Source organism: Amycolatopsis sp. WAC 01376, assembly GCF_003947415.1.
GTDB lineage: Bacteria > Actinomycetota > Actinomycetes > Mycobacteriales > Pseudonocardiaceae > Amycolatopsis.
In genome coordinates, this window is record NZ_QHKL01000012.1 from 143640 (window position 1) to 162132 (window position 18493).

The following is an 18493-nucleotide window of genomic DNA, read 5'->3' on the forward strand; positions in this document are numbered from 1 at the left end:
AGTGGCGCGTGAAGGCCCCCTTCCCTCGGCTCAGCCGAGGAAACTCGACCTTCGCACCTTGCCGAGGTACATGAAGGACCCCTTCCTGTACCTAGGCGCAAGGAAGGGGTCCTTCATGTACTCAGGCGGGGTAAGGGCGCTGGTGCCGAGCCTCACGCTCACCGCAACTTCCGAACCACCCCGCGCATCACGAGCGGCGCGACGATCGCCACGAAGAGCACCAACGCTGCCCAGCCCCCGAAGCCGCCGAAACCGCCCTCGTCGTAAGCCGCCGGTGCGGCCTCCCGCCAGTTCTTCGAGCCGCCGCCCGCCGACTCTTCGTCGGGGTTGGCCGTGGCGGTCGCGGTCTTGTCGCCGGTGGCCGGGCCGGTGCTGGGCCCGGCGGAGGTTTTGGGACCCGAGGTGCCCGCCTTGGGTTTGCCGTCCGGGTTGATGATCCCGCCGGTCACCAGCGGATCTGGCGGGCTGGCGGCACCGGCGCCCAGGCTGCCGTGGAAGGTCGGGTTGCCGCAGTTGCCCGCGTTGAGCTGCTTCGCCGGTCGCCCGGTGAGTCGCGCGTTGGAGTTCATGATCTCCTGCGACAGGTTCGGCGGCAGCGGCGAATAGCCGATCCGGGCCATGTTGATCTGGCCGTCGCAGGCGACGTGCTCGAGGAACGCGGTCATCGTGTCGGTCTTGCCCGGGTCGCCGTAGCCGCCGCGGCAGGTGTCACGGCCGCTGGTGCACGGCATCATGACGTACGAGTACGCCGAGATCGGGTACGACTTCGGATCGGTGTTCGAGTAGACCTTGTCCAGTTTCTGGCTCAGGTCCGGCCGCAGTTCCGCGTGCTTCAACGCGGCAGCGATGTTCTCCGCGTAGGGCTGCGTGTACTGGCCCGCGCCGTTCTGCACCCACGCCGCCGGCACCTTGTAGAGCTGGGCGTAGGCGAATTCGTCGTAAGCGATGGAGAACGGGATGCTGCCCGAACCCACGGACTTCGCGATCTGGTCCGAGTCCGCGAGCAGCCGGTACCACTCGGCGTCTGGCCCCTGTCCGGGAAGCTGGATGGGACGCACACCCGCTGGCAGGTTCCCCATGCCGTTCCCGATGTTGCGGGAGACGAACCGGTTGTAGGCGGCCGGTGCGGCGTGGGCGATGAAGTCGTAGAACAACGCCGTCGTCCCGGACTGCCCGGTCCGGCCGACCAGCGTGATGGGCTGATCGGGCAGCGGCTTGCCGCCGTTGGTCGCGGTGATGGCCGGATCGCTCCAGCGGGTGATGTCCCGGCTGAAGATGCGGCCGATCACCTCCCGGGTGAGGTGCAGGTAGTCGACGCGCTTCCCGCCCTGGTCGGTCACGTTGTACATCACGGCGACCGCGCCCGCGACGTCCGGGACGTACTGGTAGCCGCGGGTCTGCGCGGAAAGTCCGCCACCACCGGCCGCGATGAGCGAGGACACCTCGGCCTCGGTCCCGCCGAAGTCCACCGTCCGGTCGCCGTACTGGTTGACCCCGGCGGGGGAGTTGGTGGCCGAGTAGTTGACCGGGATACCGCGTGACGTCGCGCCGTTCTGCCAGTCGTTCATCGCCGGGCCCACGTAGCTGGAGCCGGAGCCGGTGACCCTGGACAGCGCCGCGGCGCCGGGAGTGATCACCAGCGACAGCAACACCGTGACCCCGCCCAGCGCGGCCAGCCGCCGGATCATCCGAATCGCCCGTTCACGTAGTCGAAGGTGCGCTCGTCCGACGGCGCGTTGAAGATGGTGTCCGTCGGACCGTGTTCGATCACCCGGCCGGGTTCGTTCTCGGCCGCGAGGAAGAACGCGCAGTGATCCGAAACCCGTTGGGCCTGCTGCATGTTGTGCGTGACGATCACGACCGTCACCTCGTGCCCGATCTCGGCGATGGTCTGCTCGATCCGCCGGGTCGACGTCGGGTCGAGCGCGGAACAGGGCTCGTCCATCAGCAGCACGTTCGGCTGCACGGCCAGCGATCGCGCGATGCAGAGCCGTTGCTGCTGCCCGCCGGACAGCGCGCCGCCGGGGGAGCTCAGCCGGTCGCGGACCTCGCGCCACAGCCCGGCTCGTTCGAGGCTCTGCTCGACGAGCGCGTCCTTGTCACCGCATTTGACGCCGGCGAGCTTCAACCCGGCCAGCACGTTGTCGCGAATGGACATCGCCGGGAACGGGTTGGGCTTCTGGAACACCATGCCGATCCGCAGCCGCACCTGCTGCGGACGCGTCCCGTCGGCGTAGATGTCCTTGCCGTCCAACAGGACCTCACCGGTCAGCGACGCCGACGGCACCAGCTCGTGCATCCGGTTGAGGATGCGCAGGAAGGTCGACTTGCCGCAGCCGGACGGGCCGATGAGCGCGGTCACCTCTTTCGCGGGCATCCGCAGCGATACCCCTTCGAGCACCAGCCGCTCACCGAACCAGGCGCCGATCTCGCGGGATTCGAGTTCCGCCGCGCCGGGCGGCGGACCGCCGGTCAGTGCCACCAGCGGGCGCGCCGGACTGTCCACGTAGGACACTTCAGTGTCGGTCACCGGTTCTCCTGTGTCTTGACGGTGGTTCTCTTCGCCTTGCGCTTGGACCGGTCGCGGCCCACCACGCGGGCGATCGCGAACAGGCCGAAGATGAGCAGGATCAGCACGAGCGCGCCGACGTAGCCGCGCTGCTGGACGTTCTCCAGCGGCTGTTTGATGAAGCGGTAGATGAACAGCGGGATGCTCTCCTGCGGATCGGAGAACGGGTTGGCGTTCATGCCGAGCGCGCCGAACGAGGTGAACAGCAGCGGCGCGGTTTCACCGGCCACCCGGGCGATGCCGAGGATCACGGCGGTGGTGACGCCGGTTCGCGCGGTCGGGAGTACCACCGACCACACCGTCCGGGCCCGGCTCGCGCCGAGTGCCAACGACGCCTCGCGCAGGCCGTCCGGGACCAGGCGGAGCACGACGTCCACGGTCCGCGTGACGGTCGGCAGCATGACCATCGTCAAGGCGAGCGTGGCCATCATCCCGTTGTAGCTGAACAAGCCCACCCCCGCCTGGATGCCCGGGATGATCAAGGCCGCGTAGACGAACAGACCGGCCACAATGGACGGAAGGCCGCTCATCGCGTCGACCATGATCCGCACCGGACGGCGGAACCGTGACCGGGTCTCGTTCAGGAAGACGGCGGTGAGCACGCCCAGCGGGACGACCAGGACCAACGTCAGCGCGGTCTGCTGCAAGGTGCCGATGACGGCGTGCAGGCCGCCGGTGTCGGTCACCGGATCCGTCGGCGCGACCGTGGACATGTCGTGGGTGAAGAACGCCAGCCGCAGATACGGCGCGCCTTCCGCGACGATGTAGATCAGCAGGGACAGCAGCGGCGCGAGGAGGATCAGCGCCCCGCTGACGACGACGGTGGAAACCAGCCGGTCCGACGCGGCGAGTTTGCCCAGCCGGTCGCGGGTGACCAGGTAGAGCATCGACAGGTACAGCAGGTACGCGACGATCAGGTCGGCCAGCCAGCCGGGAGAATCCAGCAGCAGATGCATGACGAACCAGGTGAGCAGCGTGGCCGACACCGCGCAGCCGAGCGCCGCGAGCCGGTCCTGCCTGGTCGTCTCCGACGGACGGCGTTTGACGAGCTTGCGCGGGGAAGGGGTGACCGGCGGAGTCAAGGTCGTGGTCACGCGTCCACCCCCGCGCCCGAACGGCTCCTGGAGATGATCACCGACGCGGTGAAGTTCGTCGCCAGGGTGAAGACGAACAGCACCAGGCCCGCGGCCATCAGCCCGGACAGCGCGAGCCCCGACGCGCCGGAGTTGTTGGCGATGAACCCGGAGATCGTCGCGCCGCCGAACTGGAGGACGTGCTTCGTGATCTCCGGAACCTGGGGCAGCAGCAGCGAAACCGCGATCGTCTCGCCGAGCGCGCGGCCGAGCCCGAGCATCGAGCCACCGATCACGCCGCCTCGGCCGAAGGGCAGGACCACCGTCCTGACCATTCCCCATCGCGTGCTGCCCAGCGCGAGCGCCGCCTCCTTCTCACCGGGCGGCGTCTGCGCGAACACCTCCCGGATCACCGACGTCGTGATCGGGAGGACCATCAGTGAGACCACCAGACCCGCGATGAACATGGACTGGATGTACAGCGCGTTCTCCTTCGACGAGAACAACGGGAACCAGCCGAGGTTTTCGGTGAGCCACAGCGAGACGGGCACGATCTGCGGGCCGAGGAAGGCGAATCCCCACAGGCCGTACAGCAGGCTGGGGATCGCGGCGAGCAGGTCGACGAGCCCGGTCAGGAACCCGCGGATCCGCCCGCTCGAGTACTCGGTGATGAACAACGCGGCCAGGATGCTCAGCGGGACCGCGATCAGGATGGCGATCAGCGCGACCACGATGGTCCCGTAGAGCAGGCCGAGCACGCCGAGGACACCCGAGGCCGGATCGAACCGGATCGTGGTGAAGAAGCCGAAACCGCTGGCCTCGAAGGCCGACCCGGATCGGTAGACGAGGAAGAAACCGATGACCACCAGGATCGCCAGCATGGTCAGCCCGGCGCCGGTGGTGACGCGGCGGAAGGCGCGGTCGGCCCGTGACAGGACTTCGGTGATCACCCGCCGTACCGGGGTTCCGGGTGGGGGCGGGTCGGGCCGGGGTGGCGCGATGGTCACGGGCGGCCTTCCTTCGTGTTGGCAAGTAAAGGAGTTCAGGGCACACCACGTCGCCCCTCGATGCGGCCAGTATGTGGTGCCCGTGGCAGGGAAAGGTGTCCACCCGGGGAACGCCCGACGGGGCGTTTGTGAATCAGTGCGGCAGACGGTCCGAGCCGGTTGACCCCGAACGGGTGACTCGTGGACGTTGGATCCCGTGAAATCTGGGGAGTCGTCCGTGTTCCTGGTCCGGGCGAGACGAGCCGGGGTCGTGCTGATCTGCGGGATACTGGCGGTCGCGGGTGTGTCCGTCCCCGCCGCGCAGGCGCAGGCGCCCGCGAATCCGCCGTACAAGCTCAAGACCGAGCCCGCCGACCTGTCGGCGGTGCAGAACGGCGATCCACTGCGGATCACGCTCTCGGGCCTGCCCAAGGGGGCGAAGGCGAAACTCGTCGTCTGCCCGAAGGATGTGCCGGACAATCTCATGAAGAAGGTGTATGTCCCGCCGTGGAGCAAGGACAGCACGCTGCTCACCCGGGTGCAGGCCTACTGCCAGGACGAATTCGGCGACGAATTCACCGGCAAGGCCGCGGGAATGCAGTCGATGGAAAGGGTGCGGAGCAGCACGACCGGCGACATCGTCTTCGACACGACGATCCCGCGCGGTACCTTGCGCCCGCATGCGGTGGCCTGGGATCCGCTTTACACCACTTATGAAAAAGCGGTGAATCCCGGCGACAAATTCCCGAAGGTGCCGTGGGCGGACAATCCCGTCGTCGTCGATCCGGTGACCGGCGCGAAGACCAGAAGGCAGTTCTCCTTCACCTGTGACGAGAACAATCCGTGCACCGTCACGATCCAGATCACCGCACAGGACGCCGCGGGCAAGACGGTGACCTGGGTCGACGAATCCCTCAAGTTCACGCCGTACCTGCCGGGCATCGGGGTCAAGGGCTGCAAGGGGATCGGCCGGAACACGCTCAACGCCAGCATGCCGGAGCGGCTCGGCCGGACCGCGGTCGCCTGGAACCAGGCGCTGTGCGCTCCCACGCGATCCGACCAGCCCACCAACATCGTGAGCGAGACCGAGGACATCGGGCTGACCGCGTTCGACAAGGGCGCCTCCGATCTCATGATCACCGGCAGCGGGAACGCGCTGGCCGCGCAGTCCGTGCGGTCCAGGGAATACGTCCCGGTCGGGATCAACGCGGCGGTGATCGCCGCGGTCGGCTGGTCCCCGACCGACGTCAACGACGGGGGCAGCCCGCTCAATTCGAAGTTCACCGGAGCCCTGTCCTTCGCCTACGACGAAGTGGCGAACATGTTCACGAAGGGCGGGCAGGTCCCCGACGCCGAGGGGCGCGGCGGCATCTTCAAGAACGGTTCCCCGCTGGTCACCAGGAATCCGGCGCTCGCGGCCATCAAGGACGGCCAGCCCGCCGGGGTGATCGCGGTGAACGCCCGGTCGGGTTACGGCGGCAACACCGACTTCTTCGGCGCGACCGGGGAGTCCGGACCGGGCACGGTCCCGGTCACCCTGAGCCGGGCCCTCGTCCGATCGGCACCCGGAGCCTGGGTCTTCCCGGAGAAGGGGAAGCGCTACTTCGGTGACCTGGACGGGAAGTCACCGGGGGTGATCACCGACCTGAACGCGCTGGACCCCGGCGAGTTCCGGATCAACAACGTCGACGCGAAGACCGGTCAGCTGTCGGTGCGCAAGACCGTCGACAACGCCGTCGTCGGCAGGGGCGCGGACTGCGCCGGCGGCTGCATGAACTGGGTGATCACCGACCTCGCGACGGCGACGGTCAACCGCTGGACGCCGGTGGCGCTCCCGGACGGCAAGGGGAACTTCGTCGCGCCGACCGAGCAGAGCCTGCGGCTGGCGGCCGACGCGATGACGATCGGTCCCGACGGAACGGCCGAGACCGGCACCGTTTCCCAGGACGGCGCGTACCCGCTCACCTTCGTCGAGTACATGGCCGTTCCGATCAACCCGTTGATCGACGCGAACTGTCAGCCGATGAAGGAGAAGCAGGAGCAGCTGAAGTCGTTCGCCGGCCTCGCGGCCGGATTCGGGCAGGCGCTGCTTCCTCCCGGAATGGTCCGGTTGAGCCCCGGGCTGGCCGCCACCGCCGGCGAGCGCATCGGCAAGATCGGTACCGGAACCGCCGAAAAAGCCTGTCAGGAAAAGGAAGAGGCGAAGAACCCGCCGCCGCCGGGCGCGACCGGTGCAACACCGGCCGCCAATTCTTCCTTGGGCGGCCCCTCCGGGGGACCCGGTTCGTCCGCCGGCACGCCGGTGGCGGCCGCCACCGGACCGGCGCCCGCGGTCGCCCCGTCCCCGGAAAGCGTGGCCGCGGCGAAGAACCTCGCCGAGTCGATCGACATCCCGAAGTTCGCGGGCGCCGGCGCGCTTGGTGCCCTGATTCCCCTGGTGGCGCTGGTGATCCTGGCGACCTTGCCGTCCGCGACGGCGTACCTCGCGGCCGGACGGCCGGTGCCGTCCTGGCTGACCAGGGCGCTGGCCGGGATCGGTGCCGCGTTCGCCATGCTGTTGGCTCTCCTGCGCCGTAAGCCCTCGGGTGGCGTGGCGTGAGCACCGAGGTCGAAGAAAGGGAGTTCCTGCGGTTCGGTCCCGGCTGGATCGGTGCCGTCGTGTTCGCGTGGCTGGTCACCACTCTGGTGGCGCTGGCGCTGGTGGTCTACGCGCTGGGCCCGATGCTGCAGTCGAGTGATCAGCGGAAGGCGCTGACGGAGATCCGCGCCGAGATCGGCGTGGCGCTGGGCGCGAGCCAGAGCCTGTTCGGCGCGGCGCCGCCCGCCGAACCCGTCGAATTCGGCAAGCCGGTGGCCGTCCTGGAGATCCCGGCCTTGAAGGTGCAACAGGTCGTCATCGAGGGCGCGTCGAGCGGGGAAACCGCGTCCGGACCCGGCCACGTCCCCGGGACGGCCGGGCTGGGGCAGCCGGGCAACGCCGTGATCGCCGCCCGCAACGCCGGGTTCGGCGGCCCGTTCGGCTCACTCGACGCCTTGGCGAAGGGTGACGAGATCGTCGTCGCGACGACGCAGGGCAAGTCCGTCTACCGGGTGACCGGCACGGCCACCCGGTCCCTCGACGAGGGCGCCGACTACGGCAAGACCGAGAACGATCGGCTGACGCTGGTGACCTCGGCGTCGTGGTGGCCGCTGGCCTCGGCCGAGGCGACGGTGGTGACCGCCGCACTGGAGGGCAGGCCGTTCCGCCCGACCCCGCAGAACGGCAAGGCGGACGCTCAGGACGGCCGGACCGGCGACGGTGACGCGTGGGCGGGGCTGGTGCTGGCCTTCGGCGGATTCGTGGTGGCGGCGGCCGGGGCGACTTTCCTTTATCGCCGGTGGCGTCCGGTTTCGACCTATGTCATCACCGGGCCGGTCCTGCTCACTTTCGCCGCGCTGGCGGCATTGGCGCTGTGGCGGCTCTTTCCGGCTTGGGCGTAATCCAGGATTTCGGTCTTTTCGGACCGGACTCGCTCTCAGCATGTGGATCTTCGCCCGTTCCCGACTTTGGTCGGTGGACTGATCACCGACGGCTCTTTAGATTCTCCCCATTACACCCGGTCAGGGGTAACTCATTCGGGCAACCGAAGGAATTCTTCTGACGGAGTGTCATGCCACCAGCGTGCTTTAGCCGGAGCGCGACTGGATTGCTGAAAACAGGGAGAGTTCGATGAGCAGATTCAGCCGGGTGGTCACATGCTCGGTTCCGGTCGCGGTCGGCGCTTTGCTGCTGTCGACCGCGGTGTCCGGTGCCCAGCCGTCGGAGGAGGCGCGCACGCAGACCGGGATCACCGCGCTGCAGAGCATCAAGAAGAGCCTCACCCCGGCCGAGCGCAAGCAGTCGAGCCAGCTCGTCATCGAGAAGCGCCTCCGCGCCGACAAGGGCCTGGCGGGCAAGCTGCCCGAGTACCGGACCGGGCTGGGCGTCAGTGACGCCGGCACGGTCGCGGTGGACATCAAGGGCGCGGGCCAGTCACTCGTGGACGCCGTCAAGGCGGCCGGTGGCACCGTCCGCCACGCCTCTCCCGCCGGCGCGATCCGCGCCGACCTGCCACTGAACGCCGTCGACACGATCGCCGGACGCGGGGACGTCGCCGAGGTCAAGGCCGCTTCCCAGGCCATGACCTGGAACGAGTCCGCCCCGCAGGACCGTCGGCAGGCCGCCGCCAAGCAGACCGCCGCCGCGCTGCAGGTCGCCGAGGGCGACAAGGCGCACGGCAACGACACCGCCCGCACCAAATACGGCGTCACCGGCGCGGGCCAGAAGGTCTGCGTGCTCTCGGACGGCATCAAGTCGCTCAAGGCGTCCCAGACCGCCGGCGAACTGCCCGCCGTCGACGTCCTCCCCGGCCAGGCGGGCAGCGGTGACGAGGGCACCGCGATGCTGGAGATCATCCACGACATGGCGCCCGGCGCCGCCCTCGGTTTCGCGACCGCCTTCACCAGCGAGCAGAGCTTCGCCGACAACATCCGCGCGCTGCGCACGACCGGCAAGTGCACGATCATCGTCGACGACGTCTCCTACTTCGACGAGTCGCCGTTCCAGGACGGCCCGGTCGCGCAGGCCGTCAACGACGTGACCGCGGCGGGCGCGCTCTACTTCTCCTCCGCCGGGAACTCGGGCAACCTGACCGACGGCACCAGCGGCTACTACGAGGGCGACTTCCGCGGCTCGGCCAGCAAGATCTCCGGGATCACCGGCACGCCGCACGACTTCGACCCGAGCAGCACGACCCAGCTGTACAACGCGCTTTCGCCGAACTCGGTCGGCCGCTACGTCACCCTGTTCTGGTCCGACCCGTGGGGCAAGGCCACCAGCGACTACGACCTGTTCGTCCTGAACTCGGCCGGCTCGGTCGTCGCGTCCAGCGAAGGTTCGCAGAACGGCACCCAGAACCCGTACGAGATCGCCCAGGTCCCGGCCAGCGGCTCGGGCTTCAAGGTCGCCGTGGTCAAGTACAGCGGCTCCGACCGGTTCATCGCGCTCAACGTCATCCGCGGCCGCTTCGTCACCTCGGGCGAGCTGAAAGCCTTCAGCACCAACGGTGTCACCTCCGGCCACTCGGCAGCCGTCAACGCCTTCAGCGTCGCGGCCGCCCCGGCCGCCGGCGCCTTCGGCCGCGCGCTCGAGACCGGTGACCCGGCGAACCCGGCAGGCCCGTACCCGGGGCTGTTCACCGCCGCCAGCAAATGGGAGCGGTTCACTTCGGACGGTCGCCGTCACCAGTTCTACAACCCGGACGGTTCGGTGATCACCCCCGGCAACGTGTCCTCGACCGGTGGTGCGACGCGGAACAAGCCCGACATCACCGCGGCCGACGGCGTCGCGACCTCGGTGACCGGCTTCCAGCCGTTCTTCGGGACCTCCGCCGCCGCGCCGAGCGCCGCCGCCATCGCCGCGCTGCTCATGCAGGGCAAGCCGACCGCCACCCCGGCGGAGATCCGCACGGCGTTGACGTCGACCGCGATCGACCTCGGCGCCCCCGGCTTCGACCCGGTGACCGGGGCTGGCGTGATCATGACCGATCCGGCGCTCGCCGCCCTCGGCGTCGCCCCGAAGTCCCCCTGAGTAACACCCTTTCGCGCGTGAAGGCCCCCTTCCCTCGGCTCAGCCGAGGGAAGGGGGCCTTCACGCGCTAGGAGAGGGTCAGGACTTGACGCAGGACAGGCCGTTCGGGCCCGACACGGTCAGGAAGCCGTACCGCTGGATCGTGGCGGCGAGCTGGCCGCCGCACAGCGGGCTGGCGGTCGAAGCCGAGTCGCCGTCGTCGAAGCCGACGGCGCGCTTGGCCTGGTCGTAGCTGGGGGTGCGGGAGTCGACGATGTTGTAGACACTGCGCGAACCCAGGAACGCCGTGGTGAAGGCGGGGGTGTAGTTACCGGCGGAACCGGAGACCGGGGAGCCGTTGAAGCCCGCCCCGGTCAGCGGGTTGACGGTGAAGCCCGCCCGCTTGTCCGCGACGACCGTGTTGCCCTGCGCGATCCACTGCGCGATGGAGAACGGCGCGATGGCGGTGGCGCGGTCGCCGACCGGGATGGAGTTGCCGTCGTGCTCCTGGAACCGCTTGATGGTGACCGGTTTGGTGGTCGGGTCGAAGCCGAGGACGGTGCCGGTGAAGAAGCTCAGCGTGCCGGAACCGGTCTGCGGCAGGTAGACCGCGATGGGGGAGTTGGCGCCGCCGACCTGGTTCCAGTTGGTGATGGAGCCGTCGTAGATGCCGCGCAGCTGCGCCAGCGTCAGGCTCAGGCCCGCGCCCGAACCGGTGGCCGAAGAGGCCCAGGTGACGCCGTCGGTCGCGAAGGCGAAGTACTCGAAGGTGGCGGGGTCGGACGAGCCGCGGGCCGAGGACGACCGCGCGATGTCGATCTTGCCGTCGCCCGCTTCGGCCGACGCCTTCAGCGCGGCCTTGCCCTGCGAAGAACCGTTCGGGGCGGGGTTGCCGGCGCTGTAGACGACCTCGTCGGCGAACGGGTCGGCCGGGACGGTGAACGTCTGGGTGCCGGACAGCAGCGGCGGCACGTTGACGAAGTTGTCGGGGTCGCTGTTCCAGGCGCCGCCGTTCGCGTTGGCCAGGATCGCGCCGGTGATGTCGACGGTGGTGTCCGAGCCGGCCGCGGCGATGACCTCACCGAGGCCGTTGGCCGGGGCGACCGCCGAGGCGGTGCCGGTCAGGGTGAGGCAGGCGCATGCGGCGATCGCGGTGGCGCCGAGAAACCGAGTGGTACGAGCACGCATCTTGTTTGCACTCTTTCTCTAGTCCCCAAGTCGTCACGGGATTCCGTGACTTGCCGCCAATCCTCGCTCCGCAACACTGTCCGGCGGCGGTGTTCCGCGTTCCCGCCCGACGTCCTGGTGGTTAATGTCCGGGTAACGCACTTTCCGTGATCGGCCGTCACCGAGAACGATTCGGTGAATATCCGTCGGAATCGCGGCGGTATTTCCGGCGCCAATCGGTTATGGTCTCGATCCCTTCGCCGATGGAGGCTTCGGTGGTGGCGGACCGGAATCGGTCGAGGCCGCGTTGCGCCTCGATACGCCGCCCGTAGGCGTGGCTGGCGATCGCCACGATCCGGTCTTCCGTATGCAGGCGCCAGCGCCAGCGACCGCCGCTGAGATGACTGAAATCGCTGGTCAGCTCGGTGATGTTCGCGCTGAGCCAGGCGATGGCGGCGAGACATTCCTCGGCGCGTGGACAGTCGGCGGGCGCCGAACCCAGCGACACGTTGTTGCCGCCGAGCAGCCGCCATCGGATGGTCCGTTCGCCGGTCTGGACCAGCTGGAAACGTGGATTCTTCGTCACTGTTCACCGCTCCGGCGACGAGGTGAACGGTGTGAATTCCCCCTGGGCACATCCGGTGAATCGCCGCGATGTGGTGAAGGGGTTACCGGTTTTCCTTAAGGGGCGACGGCCGCCGGGTGAACGTTTTCCGTTGACGGCGGCGCGCTAGCCTGAACGGACGCGGGTAATCGGAAAACGATGACCGAGCCGGTTCGCTCCGGCACGGTCTGCGAGGAGGATCGATGGGCAACGGCAGGACCGCGGTCGTCACCGGAGCGGGTTCCGGGCTCGGCAGGGAGATCTCCCGCGCGTTACTCGGCGCCGGCTACCGCGTCGCACTCGCGGGCCGCCGCGGCGACGCGCTCGCCGAGACCGCAGGCGGTGACGTGAACGCGCTCCCCGTGCCTGCCGACGTCGCCGATCCCGATTCCGTCGCCGCGTTGTTCGAAACGGTCCGCGCGGAATGGGGGCGGCTGGACCTCCTGGTGAACAACGCGGGTGTGTCGGTGGGCGGGACCGTCGACGAACTGTCCTTCGCGGACTGGAAACGCGCCGTCGACACCAACCTGACCGGGATGTTCCTGTGCGCGCAGCAGGCCGTGCGGCTGATGAAGGCGCAGGACCCGCGCGGCGGCCGGATCATCAACAACGGCTCGATCTCCGCACACGCCCCGCGCCCCGCGTCCGTCGCCTACACCGCGACGAAACACGCGGTCACCGGGCTGACGAAGTCGATCTCGCTCGACGGCCGGGCCTGGAACGTCGCTTGTGGACAGATCGACATCGGCAACGCCGCCACCGAGATGACGCTGCGGATGGCGAACGGGATCCCGCAGGCCGACGGCAGCGTCAAGGTCGAGCCGACCTTCGACGCCCGGCACGTCGCGGACGCCGTGCTGTACATGGCCGGGCTGCCGCTGGACGCGAACGTCGGCTTCCTGACCGTCACGGCGACCGCGATGCCGTACATCGGGCGGGGTTAGGCGTTCTGGCCCGGCTTGCCGTCACGGACCACGCGGCGGGGTCGTGAGTGGTAAGTGTCGTTAGAACGCTCATTACCACTCACGACCCCCTCGAGAACCGCGCATCTAGCCATCAATCAGACATTTCACCGCTCGAAAGTGTCCCTTGTGGACACTCAGGGGGCTTGACGCGTGCCTCGAGCAGCTCACGACCCAGAACCGAGCGGCGAGTCAGGGGATCACCTTCGCCTTCCGGAATTCGTCGAACAGCCGGAAGAACATCGCCGAAGTCTCCGCGTATTCGTGGAAACCGGCCCGCCGGGCCTTCGAGCCGTCCGCGAACATGTCGTAGTCCCAGCCGAACACGAAGTCCGCGAACGCCCACGACGACGAGACCGCGCTGTAGGGCACCTCGAGGCCGTACTTCGCGGCGATCGACGTCCAGAGTTCCTCCTTGTCCGCCATGACGACGTCGAGCGACATCGGCAGCGGCGGCGCCACCTCCAGGTCGAAGTACCGCGCGATCCGCGGCCAGAGGTCGCTCCACCGGAACAGGTCGCCGTTCGCGATGTTGTACGCCTCGTTCTCCGAGCCGGTGGCCCAGACGGTGGCCTTCGCGAGCAGTCCGGCGTCGGTCATCTCCAGGAGGCTGTCGTACGCGCCGGGTTTGCCGGGGAAGCGCAGCGGCAGGCCGAGTTCCTTCGAGATCGAGGCGTACACGGCGATGGCCAGCGCCAGGTTCATCGGGTTGCCCAGCGCGGTGCCGCCGACCACCGACGGCCGGATCGCCGACCATGTCCAGGATTTCCCGGCCTGACGGCGTTCCAGGAAGTCCTGCTGGTCCACATTGAACTCGGGCGGCATATGGCCCGCGTCGTCTTCGCGTGCCGGGGTCTTGAACGGGCCGAGGTGGGCGCCGTAGACCTTGTAGCCCTGCATGAGGCTGATGTGGCGCAGCCCTGGCGCAACAGGCTCGATCGCGTCGACGAGGTTGGTCAGCATCGCCAGGTTCGGCGCGACCAGTTCGGCCCAGGTCGGCTTGTCGACATAGGCCGCGTAGAACACGTGCGTGACGTCGTCCAGGCCGCCGAGCTTCGCGCGAGTGTCGTCCGCGTCGAGGAGGTCGACAGCGATCTGGCCGGGGCCGCCGCGTCGCGACAGGCCGATGACGCGCCAGCCCGGCAGGGTCTCCAGGTGCTCGATCAGGTTCTTGCCGATGACCCCGTTGGCCCCGGCGACCAGGGCGACCTTGCGTTCTTCGTTCATGTCCTCAAGCCTGGACCCGGCGTTGCGATAAGTCCAAGGCATAGATATCACCACTCCGATAAACTTTCTTCATGACCAGCCTGCGCCAACTCGAGTACCTGGTGACCGTCGTCGACACCGGCTCCTTCACCAGGGCCGCGGAGTTGCTGCACGTGACCCAGCCCGCGCTGTCGCATCAGATGCGCGCGCTGGAGAAGGGTGTCGGCGGACCACTGCTCGAACGGTTGCCGCGCAGCGTCCGGCTCACCCCGATGGGGCGGGCCATGCTGCCGCACGCCCACGCCACCCTCGCCGACGCCGAACGCGCGCGGTGCGCGGCCCGGCAGGCGTCCGGGCTGGAAGCCGGGGAATTGCAGATCGCCACGGTCTATTCGGTCGGCCTCGGCGTCCTGCCCGCGGCGTTGCGGGTGTGGCGCAGGGAGCGGCCGGACGTCGACGTCCGCCTGGTGGAGTTCCGGCACGCGGACGAACTCCGGGAGGCCATGGCGGCGGGGGAGGCCGACGTCGCGGTCGGCCCGGTCCCGCCGGGCTGGGACGGACCGGTCCGCGAACTCGGCGCCGAGGAGTTCGTCGTGGTCCTGCCGATCGACGGGCCGCGCGAGGACGACGGCTCCGGCGTCGTCGACCTGGCGACCCTCGCGGACTGCGCGTGGGTGCACTACGCGCCGGGCAACGGCCTGGCCGATCTCGTCGACCAGGCGTGTGCCGCGGCGGGATTCCAGCCGAGGGCCGCGGTCCGGACCGAACAGACCGCGGCGGCGCCGGTGCTCGCGGCGGCGGGACTCGGTCCCGCGCTGGTGCCGGCCAACGTGCTGCCCGAAGGTTTCCACGGCCGTGTCCTGCGGCCCGAACCGGCGATCCGGCGCACGCTCGCCGCCTACTGCCGCAGTACGCCCGACCCGCTGACCTCGGCTTTCATCGACGTCGTCGCGGGGGAGTGCACGCTCGGCTCACCGCACCGAAACGCCTGACAGGTCCACGCCGCCGAACGGCGTCGCCTTCACCTCGCCGGCGCGCTCCGCCCAGACGGCGTGCCCGTGCCCGGACCACAGCGGCGCGACCGGGAGATCCCGCAGCAACTGGTTCTCCACCAGCCGGTACACCTCGCCGCTATCGGCGGCGTCGGTCTCCTCGGCCGACTTGAGCAGGTCGGCGAACCCGTCGCTGGAGTACCCAGTGGCCTTCACGATCTCGGCCAGCGTCTCCTGTGGGCTCGGCGTCATCAGGGCGACGTCGAGCGCGAACGGTCCCTCCCCGGGCTCGGCGGCCAGCGGGACACCGACGGCCGCGCTGACCTGATCCGCCAGCGGGCGCAGCCAGCTCGCCGGTGACTGTCCGAAGTGGACGGGCGTGGTCGGGAACTCCGCCTGCGTCAACAGGGACTTCCCGGCTCCGGCGTCGAAAGTGCAGGGGCGGCAGGTGCTGCTGCGTTCACCGGGGGCGACGGCGGGCGGCAGGAGCGACTTCGCCGGGTCCACCTGCTTGCCGAGAGCGCCGGCCTCCAGTGCCGCGCGGTCGATCCCGAGCGCGAAGCCGTGACGAACCGTCGCGTCGGAGAAATGCTTCGCGGTCAAGGGAAATCCGAGGTAGGCGGCGGTCGGCAGCGCCCACATCACGTGCCGCTGCGCGAAATCCGCGTGCATGGCCTCGTGGCGATCACCGGGGACGAACGTGGAGAGGTCGAGCTTCCCGGCCTTGACCTCGTCGTACTGCGCCGCCGCGTCGCCGGTCTTCAGTTCGATCACGCGCGCCTTGCCCGGCGCGTCCGCCATTCGGATCAGTTTGCCGCCGGACGGCTGCCAGGCGCCGTCCAGCCGGAACGGCCCGTTGCCGACCGGCCGCTGCGCGAACCCCGGCCAATCGCGCGACTTCAGCACCGACGCGGGCAGCGGGACGAGCGCGGGCGACGAGAGCAGCGCCGGGACCTGCCCGGACGGCCGGTCGAGCACGAGCCGGATGGTCAGCGGATCCGGCGCGGTGATCTCCTTGGCCCGCAGGAGATCCTTGACCACGCGCGACGCCTGCCACCGCTCCGCGCCGATCGCCTGCCAGGTGTCCACATAGGACTGGGCGGTCACCGGCGTGCCGTCGTGGAACTTCCCGCCGTCCCTGAGCTTGACCGTCCAGGTGATCCGGTCGGCGCTGGTGACCGATTCCGCCGCGCGCGGCGTCAGCTTTCCCGTCGCGGGGTCGTAATCGGAGAGCGGCGTCCACAACGCGCCGGCGAGCAGGCGTCCGGGCTGGTCGCGGACATCGGCGGGCAGGAGGGTCGCCGGGGCGGCCAAGCCCACGCGGAGAACGTCCGGTGCGGGCGGTTCACCGGATTCCGTGCAGCCCGCCGCGGCCAGTGCGGCGGCGAGGAGCGGGGCCAGAAGACGCAAGCGCATGGTCATGTCATAGCAGTCCGGCACCGACCAACGGTGGTTGTGCGGGCAAAGTGGTGATCTTATGGTGAGGGGACCAGCCTGGGAGGTTTCTGTGCGAGGAAACTGGTTGCTCCGTTCGTGCTTGGCGCTCACCACGGTCACCGCGACCTTGATCGCCACCGGCCTGCCCGCCGCCGCGTGCGGCGAAGAGGACAAACCGGCCAACGAGAAGGTCCGGGTCGCGGGTGCGCCCGGCGCGGTGAAGAACGTCAAGGCCGTCGGCAACGTGCCCGACGCGCAAGGCGCCATCGCGATGGGGTTCCTGCAGTACGGCAAGCGCGACGTCATGGCGGTTTCCGGCGAGTTCGGCCTGAAGGTCTACGACCTCACGAAGAATCCCACGGCGCCGAAGCTGATCGGCGAGGTCAGCCTGCCCGGCCTCTGGGAGACCGAGGACACCGAGGTCGACGTCAAGCGCAAGCTCGTCTTCCTCGCGCGGGACCCGCGGGCCTACGGCGGCACCACGCAGACCGGCGAGTCCGGCATCTACATCATCGACCTCAAGAACCCGGACAAACCGGCCATCCTGAGCTACACCAAGGTGCCCGCCGGCCACACGACCAGCTGCGTCGACGACTGCCGCTACCTCTGGACCGGCGGTCCCGCGAAGGCCGCGAACCAGCCCGCGGACTGGGGAGGCCGCCCGATCTGGGTGACCGACATCCGCGATCCGCGCAACCCCAAGACGTTCCCGAACCCGATCGAACTCGCGCGCAACGACGGCAAGACCGACTACGTGCACGACGTCCAGGTCGACGACGAGGGCGTGGCGTGGGTGTCCGGACGAGGCGGTGTCCGCGGCTACTGGACCAACGGCTTCCACCGCGACCCCGTCCAGGGCAAGGTCCGCCGCGCGACGGCGTTCGACCCGGTGCCCTACGCGGGCGGCGGGGTCGAGGAGACGGCGGCGCCGTCGAAGTTCATGCACAACAGCTTCCACCCGGCGGGACACCGCTCGGCCGACGGCGCCGACTCGAACCGCTGGCGCGGCCGCGACCTCATCTACGCCACCGAAGAGAGCTTCCTCGACGGGTGCGCCGGTGACGGCGTGCTGACGATCTCGTCGCTGAAGAACTCGTACAACGGCGAGGGCTGGCGCTCGACGCCGGAGAAGCCGTTCCGCCTCGAATCCGTCGGCACCTGGAGCGTCGCCGGTCAGGAGGGCAGCGACCCGGCGTCGGGCGACTGCTCCGCGCACTACTTCGACATCCGCGGCAAGGTCCTGGTGCAGTCGTTCTACGGGCAGGGCACGCGCTTCCTCGACGTCAGCGACCCGACCGACCCGAAGCAGATCGCCTACTTCCGCCCGGCGGACGCCAGCGCGTGGGCGCCCTACTGGCACAAGGGTTACGTCTATGTCGCCGACAACACTCGCGGAATCGACATCCTGAAGCTCACCGTCTGAGCGAAGATGTCCCCATGCGCACCATGGGGAAGACCTTGGGGAGCCTGGCCGCGATCGTCCTGATCGCGGCCTGTGCCCCGGAACCGCCGGAGAAAATGGCCGTCCGCACCGATACGGCTCCGGTCGCCGAGGACTTCCCGGACGTCGGAGAGATCGTCGAGGCACACTGGGTGGAGGAGCGGTTGGGCGTCTCCGAAGGCCGGATCGAAGCGCCCGGGCCCTCCGACCTCCGGCTGTTCGCGCTGGTGAAGCTTCGGCTCGAAGCCGTGTCGAAGGTGATCAGCGATCTCAAGTGTCATGCCGGGGCCCCGCCGGCGCCGGAACAGCTGGAAACGCTCGTGCCGTCCGGCGTGAAGTGGCTCTCCTGCGAGCTGCCCACGACCACCAAATCGCGGACGGCGTTCGTGGTCGACGGCTCCGAACAGGCGTTCCTGATGTCGACGACGATGTAGCGGGTCAGTGCTCAGGGTCGTGAGTGGGGATTCGG

The 18493-nt window shown here is 69.1% G+C and carries 15 protein-coding genes; 7 read left to right on the top strand and 8 right to left on the bottom strand.

Features of this window, described 5'->3' with window-relative positions; all coding sequences use genetic code 11:
* Positions 1–158: 158 nt before the first annotated feature.
* The 4 genes from DMH03_RS39830 to pstC are packed head-to-tail and all read right to left on the bottom strand — an operon-like array spanning position 159 to position 4649.
* Complete coding sequence (locus tag DMH03_RS39830) at positions 159–1688, bottom strand: substrate-binding domain-containing protein (RefSeq protein ID WP_125797173.1); 1530 nt, start codon at positions 1686–1688, stop codon at positions 159–161.
* The gene (locus tag DMH03_RS39835; protein ID WP_255431278.1) at positions 1685–2482 is read right to left on the bottom strand and encodes a phosphate ABC transporter ATP-binding protein; all 798 of its coding nucleotides are present in this window, start codon (positions 2480–2482) and stop codon (positions 1685–1687) included. The genes DMH03_RS39830 and DMH03_RS39835 overlap by 4 nt, the downstream gene beginning before the upstream one ends.
* 44 nt (positions 2483–2526) lie before the next feature.
* On the bottom strand, positions 2527–3663 hold the full coding sequence (gene pstA, locus DMH03_RS39840; RefSeq protein ID WP_125797175.1) for a phosphate ABC transporter permease PstA: 1137 nt from the start codon (positions 3661–3663) through the stop codon (positions 2527–2529).
* On the bottom strand, positions 3660–4649 hold the full coding sequence (pstC, locus tag DMH03_RS39845) for a phosphate ABC transporter permease subunit PstC (protein ID WP_125797176.1): 990 nt from the start codon (positions 4647–4649) through the stop codon (positions 3660–3662). Before pstC ends, pstA begins: the two co-directional genes overlap by 4 nt.
* 196 nt (positions 4650–4845) lie before the next feature.
* Here pstC and DMH03_RS39850 point away from each other — a divergent pair, with 196 nt between their 5' ends.
* The 3 genes from DMH03_RS39850 (at position 4846) to DMH03_RS39860 (ending at position 10236) form a co-directional block, all read left to right on the top strand.
* Positions 4846–7227 (top strand): hypothetical protein, encoded by a 2382-nt coding sequence (locus DMH03_RS39850; RefSeq protein WP_233611864.1) that lies wholly within the window; start codon positions 4846–4848, stop codon positions 7225–7227.
* Entirely contained in the window at positions 7224–8108 is an 885-nt protein-coding gene (locus DMH03_RS39855) for a sortase (RefSeq protein ID WP_125797177.1), read from the top strand. Before DMH03_RS39850 ends, DMH03_RS39855 begins: the two co-directional genes overlap by 4 nt.
* Before the next feature lie 229 nt (positions 8109–8337).
* Positions 8338–10236 carry a S8 family serine peptidase gene (locus DMH03_RS39860; protein WP_125797178.1) on the top strand — a complete coding sequence of 633 codons (1899 nt, stop codon included), beginning with the start codon at positions 8338–8340 and terminating at the stop codon, positions 10234–10236.
* Positions 10237–10314: 78 nt separating this feature from the next.
* Here DMH03_RS39860 and DMH03_RS39865 read toward each other — a convergent pair whose 3' ends face one another.
* Positions 10315–11403 carry a substrate-binding domain-containing protein gene (locus DMH03_RS39865; protein ID WP_125797179.1) on the bottom strand — a complete coding sequence of 363 codons (1089 nt, stop codon included), beginning with the start codon at positions 11401–11403 and terminating at the stop codon, positions 10315–10317.
* A 157-nt stretch (positions 11404–11560) separates the two neighbouring features.
* On the bottom strand, positions 11561–11968 hold the full coding sequence (locus DMH03_RS39870) for a DUF1508 domain-containing protein (protein ID WP_125797180.1): 408 nt from the start codon (positions 11966–11968) through the stop codon (positions 11561–11563).
* Positions 11969–12189: 221 nt separating this feature from the next.
* Between DMH03_RS39870 and DMH03_RS39875 the strand changes: the two genes are divergently transcribed.
* Positions 12190–12930 carry an SDR family oxidoreductase gene (locus DMH03_RS39875; RefSeq protein ID WP_125797181.1) on the top strand — a complete coding sequence of 247 codons (741 nt, stop codon included), beginning with the start codon at positions 12190–12192 and terminating at the stop codon, positions 12928–12930.
* A gap of 210 nt (positions 12931–13140) precedes the next feature.
* Here the strand turns inward: DMH03_RS39875 and DMH03_RS39880 are convergent, their stop codons facing one another.
* Complete coding sequence (locus DMH03_RS39880) at positions 13141–14175, bottom strand: SDR family oxidoreductase (RefSeq protein WP_125797182.1); 1035 nt, start codon at positions 14173–14175, stop codon at positions 13141–13143.
* Between the two features lie 71 nt (positions 14176–14246).
* Here DMH03_RS39880 and DMH03_RS39885 point away from each other — a divergent pair, with 71 nt between their 5' ends.
* On the top strand, positions 14247–15146 hold the full coding sequence (locus DMH03_RS39885) for a LysR family transcriptional regulator (RefSeq protein ID WP_125797183.1): 900 nt from the start codon (positions 14247–14249) through the stop codon (positions 15144–15146).
* Here the strand turns inward: DMH03_RS39885 and DMH03_RS39890 are convergent.
* Positions 15126–16568 carry an ABC transporter substrate-binding protein gene (locus DMH03_RS39890; protein WP_125797201.1) on the bottom strand — a complete coding sequence of 481 codons (1443 nt, stop codon included), beginning with the start codon at positions 16566–16568 and terminating at the stop codon, positions 15126–15128. The genes DMH03_RS39885 and DMH03_RS39890 overlap by 21 nt on opposite strands.
* Before the next feature lie 100 nt (positions 16569–16668).
* Between DMH03_RS39890 and DMH03_RS39895 the strand changes: the two genes are divergently transcribed.
* Positions 16669–18006, top strand: a complete 1338-nt coding sequence (locus tag DMH03_RS39895; protein WP_199749209.1) for a hypothetical protein — start codon at positions 16669–16671, stop codon at positions 18004–18006.
* 14 nt (positions 18007–18020) lie between these two features.
* Positions 18021–18458 carry a hypothetical protein gene (locus DMH03_RS39900; protein ID WP_125797185.1) on the top strand — a complete coding sequence of 146 codons (438 nt, stop codon included), beginning with the start codon at positions 18021–18023 and terminating at the stop codon, positions 18456–18458.
* Positions 18459–18493: the final 35 nt, after the last annotated feature.